General features: G+C 65.1%; 11 protein-coding genes. 7 read left to right on the forward strand and 4 right to left on the reverse strand.

Going from position 1 to position 11,773, the window contains the following annotated elements; translation table 11 throughout:
* From NZK81_RS09970 to NZK81_RS10000, 7 genes are all read left to right on the forward strand, one after another.
* Positions 1-516 carry a nitroreductase family deazaflavin-dependent oxidoreductase gene (locus tag NZK81_RS09970; RefSeq protein ID WP_260045974.1) on the forward strand — a complete coding sequence of 172 codons (516 nt, stop codon included), beginning with the start codon at positions 1-3 and terminating at the stop codon, positions 514-516.
* 18 nt (positions 517-534) lie between these two features.
* Positions 535-1,701, forward strand: a complete 1,167-nt coding sequence (locus NZK81_RS09975) for an FAS1-like dehydratase domain-containing protein (RefSeq protein WP_260045975.1) — start codon at positions 535-537, stop codon at positions 1,699-1,701.
* A 174-nt stretch (positions 1,702-1,875) separates the two neighbouring features.
* Positions 1,876-2,436 (forward strand): nuclear transport factor 2 family protein, encoded by a 561-nt coding sequence (locus NZK81_RS09980; RefSeq protein ID WP_260045976.1) that lies wholly within the window; start codon positions 1,876-1,878, stop codon positions 2,434-2,436.
* Between the two features lie 90 nt (positions 2,437-2,526).
* Complete coding sequence (locus NZK81_RS09985) at positions 2,527-3,294, forward strand: SDR family NAD(P)-dependent oxidoreductase (protein ID WP_260045977.1); 768 nt, start codon at positions 2,527-2,529, stop codon at positions 3,292-3,294.
* A gap of 36 nt (positions 3,295-3,330) precedes the next feature.
* Positions 3,331-4,203, forward strand: coding sequence for an SDR family NAD(P)-dependent oxidoreductase (locus NZK81_RS09990; RefSeq protein WP_260045978.1), 873 nt, complete (start codon positions 3,331-3,333; stop codon positions 4,201-4,203).
* 81 nt (positions 4,204-4,284) lie between these two features.
* A complete protein-coding gene (locus tag NZK81_RS09995; RefSeq protein ID WP_260045979.1) occupies positions 4,285-4,860 on the forward strand; it encodes a TetR/AcrR family transcriptional regulator in 576 nt (191 codons plus the stop codon).
* A gap of 23 nt (positions 4,861-4,883) precedes the next feature.
* Positions 4,884-5,783 carry an SMP-30/gluconolactonase/LRE family protein gene (locus NZK81_RS10000; RefSeq protein ID WP_260045980.1) on the forward strand — a complete coding sequence of 300 codons (900 nt, stop codon included), beginning with the start codon at positions 4,884-4,886 and terminating at the stop codon, positions 5,781-5,783.
* Positions 5,784-5,816: 33 nt separating this feature from the next.
* Here NZK81_RS10000 and NZK81_RS10005 read toward each other — a convergent pair whose 3' ends face one another.
* The 4 genes from NZK81_RS10005 to NZK81_RS10020 all read right to left on the reverse strand — a co-directional run bounded on the left by NZK81_RS10005 (position 5,817) and on the right by NZK81_RS10020 (position 11,451).
* Positions 5,817-7,688, reverse strand: coding sequence for an AMP-binding protein (locus NZK81_RS10005; RefSeq protein WP_260045981.1), 1,872 nt, complete (start codon positions 7,686-7,688; stop codon positions 5,817-5,819).
* Positions 7,689-7,724: 36 nt separating this feature from the next.
* The gene (locus NZK81_RS10010) at positions 7,725-8,234 is read right to left on the reverse strand and encodes a GNAT family N-acetyltransferase (protein WP_260045982.1); all 510 of its coding nucleotides are present in this window, start codon (positions 8,232-8,234) and stop codon (positions 7,725-7,727) included.
* Between the two features lie 86 nt (positions 8,235-8,320).
* Positions 8,321-9,988, reverse strand: coding sequence for an MFS transporter (locus NZK81_RS10015; RefSeq protein ID WP_260045983.1), 1,668 nt, complete (start codon positions 9,986-9,988; stop codon positions 8,321-8,323).
* A 56-nt stretch (positions 9,989-10,044) separates the two neighbouring features.
* The gene (locus NZK81_RS10020) at positions 10,045-11,451 is read right to left on the reverse strand and encodes a porin (protein ID WP_260045984.1); all 1,407 of its coding nucleotides are present in this window, start codon (positions 11,449-11,451) and stop codon (positions 10,045-10,047) included.
* Positions 11,452-11,773 lie beyond the last annotated feature (322 nt).

Genomic DNA, 11,773 nt, shown 5'->3' on the forward strand with positions numbered 1-11,773 from the left:
ATGAGCGACGAATCGATGCAGGTCATCCGCGAGGCCCGGCGCGACTGGGTCTTCGAACACCGCGAGGCCTACCTGAACTCGGGCGGGGCCGAAGGCCACATCATGGACATCACTGCCGTGGGCGGCCGCAACTTCGCGACCCACTGCATGATCAAGTACGTCGGCCGCAAGAGCGGCAAGGTGTTCATCACCCCGCTGTGCTACGCCGACATCGGCGGCGAAGTCGTCATCTGCGCGTCCAAGGGCGGCGCCGACCATCACCCCGCATGGTACCTCAACCTGCGCGAGATGGAGACGATCGACATCCAGATCGCCACGCAGGCCTTCCACAGCACCTGGCGCGAACCGGAGGGGGCCGAGCGCCAGAAGGTCTGGGACTTCTTCGTCGACTGCCACCCCTTCTATGCCACCTACCAGGCATCGACCGAGCGCGTCCTGCCGCTCGTCATGTTCAAGATCGTGGAGGCCATTCCGGTCTTCAAGGCATCCGACGCCACCGGCATGCGCCAGGACTGATACAGGATAAGCACGACGATGAGCAGCGTTACACTCGATACTTCCGACGTCGACCAGTACCTGGGCAAGGTCATGGACTTCTCGCCGCTGCGCGAACCGATCGCGGCCAATGACATCCGCCGCTGGGTCCATGCCATGCACTTTCCCAACCTGGTCCACTTCGACCCGGATTTCGCTGCCGCCAGCCGCTGGGGCAAGCTGGTGGCCCCGCAAAGCTTCGCCATCGCCACCGACGATGGCCATGGCGCGGCCCCGGCCTGCGTCGGCTGCATCCCCAATTCGCACCTGCTCTTCGCGGGCGACGAATGGTGGTTCTACGGCCCCCGCATCGAACCGGGCGATATGGTAAAGAACGAGCGCATTCCCTTCGACTACACCGTCAAGGAAACCGGCTTCGGCCCCACCGCCTTCCAGCGCGGCGACAACAATTACTACAACCAGCACGGCGACCCGATCGCCAAGCAACGTTCCACCTCGCTGCGCTATAACGCGCAGGCCGGCGGCGCTTCTGTGAACGAAGCCGACTTCAACGATCCGGACTGGTCCGACGAGGAAATCGTCGACATCGAGAATCGCGTCTTCTCGTGGGTGCAGATGCTGCACGACCTGGGGCACAAGGAGCGCTGGTGGGATGATGTAAGCGTGGGCGACCAGTTGCCCGAGCGCGTCTTCGGCCCGCACTCGATCGCCAGCTTCGCCACCGAATGGCGCGCCTATATCGTCAACACCTGGGGCTCGATGAACCTGCGCAAGAACGATCTCGAAGCGCTGGGCTTCACCCGCGAGATGGCCGGGTACGAAAACGATCCGGACATGATGAAGGTGAACCCCTTCCTCACCGACGGCGCCTATTACGGCCCCTCACGCGGGCACCTGTTCCCCAAGTACGCGCGCCGCATCGGCATGCCGCGCGGCTATGGCTACGGCGCCTCGATGGGATCGTGGGTGACAGACTTCCTGTCGGGCTGGGCCGGCGAGCATGGCATGGTGGTGCACTCCACGGCCAACTACCGCGGCCCGGCGCTGACCGGCGACATCACCATCCAGACCGCCGAAGTGGTCGACAAGATGGTCGATGAGGAAGGCCGTCACCTCGTGCAGGTGAAGCACCTGATGACCAACCAGCGCGGCGTGAAGATGTGCCTCGGCACCGCCGAAATCGCGCTGCCCAAGAAGCCGGGCTGACGCACCGCCGCCCCCTTCCGCCGCACGGGGATTGCCCCAGCGGCGGGACGGGCATCGGCGCACCTGGGCGCGGCAACGATCTGCCCGGGCAGGCGCAACGTGCGGGAGGCGCTGTCCCGGCTCAAGGCCGGGACCCCCGGATAGGAGAGCGCCCCGGAGAGGAGAGGGATTGCCATGACAGTCGAGGAAGAACTCGCGCAGCTCAAAGCCGAATTTGCAAAGCTCAAGGACCGGCAGGACATTATCGACTGCATCCAGCGCGAATGCCGCGCACGCGACCGGCAGGACGTGGAGCAGATCGCCTCGTGCTGGTGGGAGGACGGCGTCGACGAGCATGGCCCCAGCGTGAGCTTCGCCCCGGACTACCCGGAAAGGGCGAACATGGGCCACCGCATGAACTTCACCATGACGAGCCACAACATCACCAACACCATTGTCGAACTCGACGGGGAAACCGCGTACTGCGAATCCTACGTCATCGGCGGCCTGTTCTGGCTCGACGACAAGACCACCACGATCGCCATGGGGCGCTATCTCGACCAGCTCGAAAAACGCGGCGGCGAATGGCGCCTGCACACCCGGCGCTGCACCATCGAGATGACGGCCAATGCTGACGGCACCTGGGTCCATTCGAAGAACATAAAAGGCTTCCTCAAGCCGATCTGGGGCAAGGAAGATCCCTCCTACGAACGCCCGATTACCTGGAAGCCGCGCGAGGAAGGCCTGCACTGGTAGCGCAGGCGGGCGCTGCGTCCTTGACAGTCTCGCCTTGCGCTAACATCGTGACGAACAACGTGATCGACGAGAAGCACGGGAGAGGAAGGCATGACGACGGGCACCAGCCGGCTGGCCGGCAAGGTCGCGATCATCACCGGCGGCGGCCAAGGCATCGGCGCGGCCATTGCCGAGGCCTGTGCCCGCGAAGGCGCCAGGGTGCTGATAACCGGCCGGACGCAAGGCAAGCTCGACGATGTGGCACACCGCATCACCGCCGCCGGCGGCACCTGCACGCCCTTCGTCGCGACCGCCGGTGACAGGGTCCAGTCCCTTGCCACCGTGGAGCGCGCGATGGCGGACTGGGGGCGCCTCGACGTGCTCGTCAACAATGCCCACAGCTTTACCGACTACCTGCCGCTGACCGACCCGAAGATGGAAGAGAACTGCAAGGTCGACTTCCAGTCCGCCTTCTTCGGCTCGCTCCAGCTCATGCAGCTGTGCCATCCGCACATGGTCGAACAGGGCGGCGGCTCGATCATCAATTTCGGCTCCAGCTACGGCATCCGCTGCGAACCGGGCTTCCTTGCCTATGCCGCATCGAAGGAAGCCATCCGCACGCTGACCAGGACGGCCGCCAAGGAATGGGGCCCGCAAGGCATCCGCGTGAACACCATCCTGCCTTCGGCCATGTCGCCCAAGGCGCTGTGGTATCTGGAGGAAAGCAAGACCTACGACGCGGAGCTTTCCAAGGTCGCGATCGGACGCTTCGGCAAGCCCGGCGACATCGCGCCGACCGCCGTTTTCCTCGCCAGCGACGAATCCGCCTATGTCACCGGCCAGACGATCGGCGTCGACGGTGGCTCGACGATGCTCTGATCGCCTCTCGAACCATAATTCCAAGGGAGAACCCGAATGCCTGATACCGCACCCGTCGCCATCGTCACCGGATCGAGCCGCGGCGCCGGGCGGGGCATCGCCAGGGCCCTGGGATCGCACGGCTGCACCGTTTACGTCACCGGTCGCTCGATCAGGGAAGGCGATGCCGAAGTCCCCGGCACGATCTTCGCGACGGCACAGGAAGTGACGGTGGCCGGCGGCAAGGGCATTCCCGTGCGCTGCGACCATGCCGACGACGAACAGGTCAAGGCGCTGATCGACCGCGTTATCGCGGAACAGGGGCGGATCGACATCCTGGTAAACAATGCCTGCTACCAGAGCCATGCCGTCTCCGCCCCCGGCCAGTTCTGGGAAAAGCCGCTGGAAATCGGCGAGATGATGAACGTGGGCCTGCGCAGCGGCTTCGTCGCCAGCTGGTATGCCGCACCGCACATGGTCAGGCAGGACAAGGGGCTGATCGTCTTCACGTCCTCTCCCGGCGCGATGCACTACTGCTTCGGCCCGAGCTACGGTGCGCAGAAGGCCGGGGTGGACAAGATGGCCTTCGACATGGGCGTGGACTTCGCCGATGCCGGCGCGAACATCGCGGCCGTTTCGATCTGGATGGGCGCGCTCACCACAGAGCGCCTGCTGGAAATGATGGAAGCCGCGCCCGACAAGTTCAGGCATCTGGAAGGCATGCTCGAATCCCCCGAGTACACGGGCGAAATCGCCTGGGCCATGTATAACGACCCCGGGATGATGGCGCGCTGGAACGGCAAGGTCGTGATCGGGGCCGAAGCGGGCAAGGAATACGGCCTCACCGACATTGCAGGCAAATATCCGCCATCGGCGCGCGATACGACGAAGACCGTTCCGCCCGCCTACACGCCCTACAAGGTGAAATGACCTGGTACCGGGTTTGCCAGCCAGCACGCGGCGTGGAACAAGCAGCGCCTGCACGGACAGGGGTTTGAAAAGGCAATGACAGTGAACCGCCGCATGGGACCGCCGGGATCGCCGGTGTGGCACCGGATGCTCGACGGGGCAGAGGCGATCCTGCAGGAACTGGGCTACGGCGCCCTCACCTCGCGCAGCGTGGCGGATCACATCGGCGTCAAGCAGCGGCTCGTCTACTACTACTTCCGCTCGATGGACGACCTGATCGTCGAGACCTTCCGCCGCCTCGCCGCGCGTGAACTCGAAAGGCTCGACGGCGCGCTGACCGGAGACAATTCGCTGCACGAGGTCTGGAACGTGTGCGTGCACACGGCCGACACGCGCATGGTCGCCGAGTTCATGGCGCTGGCAAACCGCATCGATGCGCTGCGGCAGGAAGTCGTCGCCTATATCGAGACCACGCGGCGTATCCAGGTGAGCGCGCTGGAGAAGGCGTTCAGCCAGGACCAGGGCGGGCCCATGCCGACCGCCGCGATGGCTATCCTCGTCACGAGCGCAGCGCTGACGCTGCACCGCGAGGCCGCCATCGGCGTCTCGATGGGCCATGCCGAAGTGACGAAAGTGATCGAGGATTTCATCGCTCGCTACGAGCCCGAGACGCGCTGACGCGCCCGGACAGGAGAGAGAACATGGGAGAGCTGGCAGCCGGTGCCTACGAGAAGATCGCCGAGGGCGTCTATCTCGAAGGCCTGTCCTACGATTTCACGCGCGACGTCATCTGGTACAGCGATGTCATCAAGGGCGGCATCCACGGCGTCAAACCCGATGGCACGCCCGTCGCCACGCTCGATGCCGAGCGCATGTGGACCGGCGGGGTGATGATGAATTCCTGCGGCGCGGTGCTCTCGACCGGACAGGGCGGCATCCGGTGGAACAATCCCGATACCGGCAAGTCGGGCTGGCTCATCGAGGAACTCGAAGGCAAGCCGGTCAACGGCATCAACGAGATGTGGCCCGACGGTACCGGCGGGATCTTCTTCGGCACCAACGACATCGAATATATCATCGAGGCGCGCGATACGCGGCCCAGCGCGATTTACCGGCTGACCGCAGACCGGCATGTCATCAAGCTGTCGGACAAGGTCTATTTCTCGAACGGCATCGCCTACGACCCCGGTCGCCGCCGCTTCTATTGCAGCGACACCTTCCGCACCTCGTGGGTCTGGGACGTGGCCGACGACCTCACCCTGTCCAACCAGCGCGTGCTGTTCGACAAGGAAGACTGCGACGGCATGGCCATGGAGGCGGACGGCACGCTGCTCATCACCGGCTTCCGCTCGCCCGGCAAGATCCTGCGCGTTTCGCCCGAGGGCAAGGAACTGGCGCCGCTTCCCACGCCTGCGGGATCGGCCACCCAGATTCGTTTCGGCGGCAGCGACCTGCGCGACGTCTACATCAATGTCGTCCCTGCCGACGGCGGCGACAGCCTGAAGGAAGGCCGCCCGCTCGCGGGCGCTTCCTGCCTGTACAAAGGCAGGTCGGAGCGCCCCGGAACCGGCGTGGCCGCCTCGAACTTCAGGCTCGGCTGACGCTCCGCGCCGTCGCAAGTGTGGCGGGCGGCGTCAGCCGCGCACTACATCCACGAGCATCTGCGGAACCGAGGCGTCCTCGATCGTCGCGGGCGGGGCGAAGTCCTCGCCATTGACGATCTTGCGCAGCAGGTTGCGCAGGATCTTGCCCGAGCGGGTCTTGGGCAGCTGCGGGACGATGTAGACCGTCTTCAGCGCGGCCACCGGGCCCAGCTCGCTGCGCACCGCCTTGACCACGCGGGCAGCCAGCGTGTCATCCGCTTCGGCGCCCGCGCGCGGCACGACGAAGGCGATCGGATTCATGCCCTTGATCGGATCGTCGGCGCCGATCACCGCGCATTCGGCCACGCCGTCTTCCTGCGCGACGATCTGTTCCATCTGGCCGGTCGAGAGGCGGTGGCCGGCGACGTTGATGATGTCGTCGGTGCGGCCCATGATGTGGAGGAAGCCTTCCTCGTCGAAGAAGCCCGCATCGCCCGTCTCGTAATAGCCGGGGAAGCCCGCGAAGTTCTTTTCATAGCCGGCCTTGTTGTTCCACAGCGTGCGGAAGGCACCGGGGGCCAGCGGCGCCTTGATCGCCACCGAACCGCTACCGCCATCGGGCACTGGCTGGCCGTCGTCACCCAGGATGGTGAAGGCATAGCCCGGCACCGGAAAGCCGGCGCTGCCGCGCTTGCGGCGCAAGTCGCCCAGCGCAAAACACGTGGCGATGGCGGGCCAGCCCAGTTCGGTCTGCCACCAGTGATCGATCACCGGCAGGCCGGATTTTTCCTCCAGCCAGGCGATGGTGTCGGGATCGGCGCGCTCGCCGGCGAGGAAGATCACGCCGCACTTGCCGGTGCCGATTTCGGTGAGGAACTTCGCCTCGGGATCGTCCTTGCGCACCGCGCGGATCGCGGTGGGCGCGGTGAAGAAGGCCTTCACGCCGTGGCGGTCGATCGTGCGCCAGAAAGTGCCGGGATCGGGCGTGCCCACCGGCTTGCCCTCGAACAGCACCGTCGTCGCGCCGACCAGCAGCGGGGCATAGACGATGTAGCTGTGGCCCACGACCCAGCCCACGTCCGACGCCGCCCAGAACACGTCGCCTGCGCCGATGCCGTAGATATTGGCCATCGACCACGTCAGCGCCGCGGCATGGCCGCCATTGTCGCGCACGACGCCCTTGGGCGTACCCGTCGTGCCCGAGGTATAGAGGATATAGAGCGGATCGTCAGAGGCCAGTGCCACGCAGGCCGGAACCGCATCCTGTGCGGTCTTTTCACGCAGGTCCATCCAGTCGATGTCGCGCGGCGCCTGCAGTTCGGCGGTCACCTGCTCGCGCTGGTAGAGCACGACATGCTCGACCTGATGCGCGGACAGCCTGAGCGCCTCGTCCACCATCGGCTTGTAGGGCAGAACCTTGCTGCCCTCGATCCCGCACGAGGTCGTCAGCAGCACCCTGGGCGTGGCATCGTCGATGCGCTTGGCGAGTTCGAGCGGCGCGAAGCCCCCGAACACCACCGAGTGGATCGCACCCAGCCGCGCGCAGGCGAGCATGGCAAAGACCGTCTGCGGCACCATCGGCATGTAGATCACCACGCGGTCGCCCTTGCCCACGCCCAGCGAGGCGAGCATGGCAGCCACACGGCCCACTTCCTCCAGCAGCTGGGCATACGTGTACCGGCTGATCGTACCGGTGACGGGGCTGTCGTAGATCAGCGCCGTGGCATCGCCGCGCCCGGCGGCGACGTGACGGTCCACCGCATTGTGGCAGGTGTTGATCTGTCCGCCCGGAAACCAGCCCTCCGCCTCGTTCCAGCCCGAGGCAGGCGCCTGCGCCCAATCCAACGCCTTTGCAGCTTCAAGCCAGAATCCTTGCGGATCATCGATGCTCGCCTGCCAGGCTGCTTCGTAGGCTTTGCTCATGCCGGTCTCCGTATTCACTCTTCTTGTTGGCTCTTGTTAGCGCAGGGTCTTGGAAAGGAGGACGAGGGTCGGATCATCGTCGAACGCTTCGGGCGTGAAACCCTTTTCGCGTTCCAGTTCGATGGCGGCGTGGTTCTCGCGGCTCTCGATCGAGATCACCCTGCGCACGCCGTGTTCCTTGGCCTGCCCTGCCAGGAAATCGAGCAGCGCCCAGCCCACGCCCTTGCCTTTGTAGTCGCTGCGGATCGACACCGCGATTTCGGCCGTATCGCACTGCGCATCGCAGGCCAGCAGCGCCGAGGCCACCAGTTCGCCGCTCGCATCGTCGAAGGCAAGGAAGCTTTCCGAACGATAGTGGTCGGCATGGAGCAGCGGTTCGAGCTGTTCGTGGCTGACGTGCTCGCTGGCCGCGAAAAAGCGGAAGCGGCGATCGTCCTCGCTCACGGCGTCGAAGAAGCCGCCAAGCGCGGCTTCATCGCCCTCGGTGGCGGGGCGAACGGAAAGGCTGATGCCGGTGCGGGTGGTGAGTTTTGATGTGCTGGTCATGATAACTCCGTCGGCTGAACCAAAAAGGAGCGTCGCGCCTTGATCGGGGACAATGTCCGCCACCGCAGCGCGACGCTTCGAGACTATCAGGCGTCGATATTTCTCCTGAATGTCTCGGGCAGGAAGAGCAGGCCGATCACCACCGTGGCCGCGGCAACCACGACCGGGTACCACAGGCCGTAGTAGATATCCCCGGTGGCAGCCACCATCGCAAACGCCGTGGTCGGCAGGAAACCGCCGAACCAGCCGTTACCCAAGTGGTAGGGCAGCGACATGGAGGTGTAACGGATATTGCTCGGGAACAGTTCCACCAGCATCGCCGCGATCGGACCGTAGACCATGGTCACCAGGATCACGAGGTAGAACAGCACCGCGACCACCGTGACCTTGTCGATCTGGTCCGGATTGGCAGTGGCGGGATAGCCGGCCTGGGTGAGCGCGGCCTTGATGTCGCCCTGATAGGCGGCGATCGCGGCGGCGCGGTCGGCACCGGTCACTTCGGCCGGGTCGGGCGCGGTCAGCGTGTTGCCGCCGATGGCAACCGTGGCGACCGTGCCGGCCGGAGCCGCGGTGTTGGTGTAGTTGATGCCGTTCTTGGCAAGGAAGGCCTTGGCGATGTCGCAGCTCGATGCATCGAACTTGTTCTTGCCGATCGGGTCGAACTGGAACGAGCATTCCGCATCGTTGGCGGTCACCACCACCGGCGCGTTCTTCGATGCCTGCGCGAGCGCCGGGTTGGCGGCATCGGACAGGGCGTGGAAGGCCGGGAAGTAGGTGAGCGCCGCCAGCGCGCAGCCGCCGAGGATCAGGTACTTGCGGCCGATCCGGTCGGACAGCCAGCCGAAGAACACGAAGAACGGCGTGCCGAGCGCAAGCGCGATGGCGATCAGGTAGTTGGTCGTCGCGCCGTCCACCTTGAGGATCTTTTCAAGGTAGAACATCGCGTAGAACTGACCCGTGTACCAGACCACCGCTTGCCCTGCGACGGCGCCGAACAGGGCGATCAGCACGAACTTGAGGTTGCCCCACTTACCGAAGGAATCGCGGATCGGGGACTTCGAGGTCGTGCCCTCGTCCTTCATCTTCTGGTAGACCGGGCTCTCGTTGAGCTGCATGCGGATCCACATCGAGACCGCGAGCAGCACTGCCGAGAGCAGGAACGGCACGCGCCAGCCCCAGCCGGAGAAGGTTTCCTCGCCCATGCCGGTGCGCACGCCCAGAACGATGAGCAGCGCGGCGAAAAGGCCGAAGGTCGCGGTGATCTGGATGAAGCTGGTGTAGAGCCCGCGCCGGTTGTTGGGGGCATGCTCGGCAACGTAAGTCGCCGCGCCGCCGTACTCACCGCCGAGCGCGAGGCCCTGCACGATGCGTAGCGTCACCAAGATGATCGGAGAGGCAATGCCGATGGTGTCGTAACCGGGCAGCAGGCCGACCGCGAAAGTCGAAAGGCCCATCAGCCCCATGGTGACGAGGAAGGTGTATTTGCGCCCGACGAGATCGCCGATGCGCCCGAACACCAGTGCGCCGAAGGGCCGCACCGCAAAGCCTGCGGCAAAGGCGCCGAGCGCGAGGATGAAGCCGGTCGTCTCGTTGACCCCGGCGAAGAAGACTTTCGAAATGAAGGTGGCCAGCAGGCCGTAGAGATAGAAATCGTACCATTCGAATACGGTGCCGAGCGACGATGCGGTGATGACGAGCTTCTCGTCGTGCGTCGCCTTGTGGTGCCTCGGCATGGCGTCATATGTCGTAGCCATTGCTCACTCTCCCAAGTGGGTCCCGACCTGTCGTTGCATGATCGGGGTGTTCATCGTCAGAAGCTGTACTTCGCGGCGAATTCGATGCGGTCGAGCGCGCCATCGGCGCCGCTGACCAGTTTCCGCTCGCCGTGCCGGTATTCGATACCGAGGTCGATGTTCTTGACCGGCGAGTAGAAGAGGTTGGCCGCCGCGCTCCAGGCCTGCTTGTTGTAGCTGGCAAGCGCGGCTGCCGTGAGCGCGTCGGCATAGTCGACGCGCTGGTAGCTGCCCATCACGTTGATGCGCCATTGCGGGGCGATGGCGATGCGCGCGGCGGCAAGCGCCGCGATCACGTTCACGCTTTCCAGCTTGTTGGCAACCGGATCATAGACCGCGTCGGGCGCGAAATTGAGGCCGATGTAGCGGCTGGCGTTGTGGCCGTAGGTGACCATGGCGCGCACGTCGCTGGTCTTCTTTTCGTTGAGCCAGATCTTGCCGCCGGCGCTCACGCCCCAGCCGAAGGCATCAGCCGAAACCCCTGCGTTGTCGACGCGGACCTGCCGCGCCAGCATCGCGAGCGAGGCTTCGCCCACCTTCCCCGAATAGGCGAGGCGCGCGGCGAAATCGGGCATGCGGTCGTCGCCGTTCTCGGTCAGTGCCGGAGAACCCAGCGTCGCGGTGCCCGATTCCGGTTCCTCGACCGACGCATGCAGCGTCACACCCTGCCCCAGCGGCGCCGAATAGCGGATCAGCGGCTGGCGGACGAAGACCGTGCCTTCGGTGGCGCCGACGAAGTCGGTGCTTTCCGGCAGCGCGCCGGTGTACTGGAAGGTCGACCAGTCCTGACCGATGGTCACCCGGCCCACCTTCATCCAGGCGCGGCGCAGCGCGAGGTTGTAGCCGTTGGTGGTGCGCTGCGAGCCTTGCGTGCCGGGCGAGGTCTGGAAATCGACTTCGACCAGCCCCTTCACGCTCTGGCCGCCCACGGCGGTATCGAGATTGAGCCAGAAGCGCGATTGCTTGGCGGTGAAATCCTCTACCTTCTGCGCCTTTCCGCCACCGGTGGGGATCACCTGCGGCAGGTAGAAATCGCGACCGAGCGAATTGGTGGCAACTTCACCGTCGCTGAAACGGCTCGCCGAGGCGACCATCTTGATATAGCCGCCCAGCTTGATCGTGGTGTCGCCCGACTTGAAGCCGTCAGCCTGCGGCTTGCTCTCGATCGCGGCGACCTTGGCCGTCGCTTCCTCGCTCCTGGCATTGGCGGCGGCGATCGCGGCCTGTGCCTGCGCATTGCTGTCCGACTGCTCCTGCCGTGCGGCGGCGAGATCGGCGCGCAGCTGCATCATCTCCGCCTCGAGCCGTTCGAGCCTTGTTTCGAGTTGCGCCTCGCGGTCGGTGGCAGCCGCCGCGGCCTGCGGCGCGACAAGACAGCTCGCCGCCAGCAGGGCTCCGATCAGGGGCCTGTGCGTGTGGTTCATCATCCTCTCCTTCCCGGGTCCGGCTGCAGCCTAGTCGTCTGGTGCATTCCGAGACTGCCGCACCATCGGCCATGAAGGCGGCAAGCGAACACCCCGACCTTGGTGGAGGACCTACGACCAATGTCTAATGCCCCTGTCCGACCGCCCCTGTGCTAAGGTCCGCCCCAAAGCCGGGTCTTGCCGGCAACAGAGATGGAAGAGGAGAAAGAGGCATGGCCGAGGCCGTATATCCCGTTTCAGGCGAGTGGTCGGAAGGTGCGCTGATCGACAACGATCGCTACCTTGCGATGTACCGTCGCTCGGTGGATGATCCGGAAGGGTT

The organism is Novosphingobium mangrovisedimenti, assembly GCF_025153475.1.
Classification (GTDB): domain Bacteria; phylum Pseudomonadota; class Alphaproteobacteria; order Sphingomonadales; family Sphingomonadaceae; genus Novosphingobium; species Novosphingobium mangrovi_A.

Bases quoted from the DNA above. Each gene is read 5' to 3' on its own strand.
- NZK81_RS09970 (WP_260045974.1), top strand. From the start codon at position 1: ATGAGCGACGAATCGATGCAGGTCATCCGCGAGGCCCGGCGCGACTGG.
- NZK81_RS10015 (WP_260045983.1), bottom strand. From the start codon at position 9,988: ATGGCTACGACATATGACGCCATGCCGAGGCACCACAAGGCGACGCAC.
- NZK81_RS09980 (WP_260045976.1), top strand. From the start codon at position 1,876: ATGACAGTCGAGGAAGAACTCGCGCAGCTCAAAGCCGAATTTGCAAAG.
- NZK81_RS10000 (WP_260045980.1), top strand. From the start codon at position 4,884: ATGGGAGAGCTGGCAGCCGGTGCCTACGAGAAGATCGCCGAGGGCGTC.
- NZK81_RS09975 (WP_260045975.1), top strand. From the start codon at position 535: ATGAGCAGCGTTACACTCGATACTTCCGACGTCGACCAGTACCTGGGC.
- NZK81_RS09985 (WP_260045977.1), top strand. From the start codon at position 2,527: ATGACGACGGGCACCAGCCGGCTGGCCGGCAAGGTCGCGATCATCACC.
- NZK81_RS10010 (WP_260045982.1), bottom strand. From the start codon at position 8,234: ATGACCAGCACATCAAAACTCACCACCCGCACCGGCATCAGCCTTTCC.
- NZK81_RS10020 (WP_260045984.1), bottom strand. From the start codon at position 11,451: ATGAACCACACGCACAGGCCCCTGATCGGAGCCCTGCTGGCGGCGAGC.
- NZK81_RS10005 (WP_260045981.1), bottom strand. From the start codon at position 7,688: ATGAGCAAAGCCTACGAAGCAGCCTGGCAGGCGAGCATCGATGATCCG.
- NZK81_RS09990 (WP_260045978.1), top strand. From the start codon at position 3,331: ATGCCTGATACCGCACCCGTCGCCATCGTCACCGGATCGAGCCGCGGC.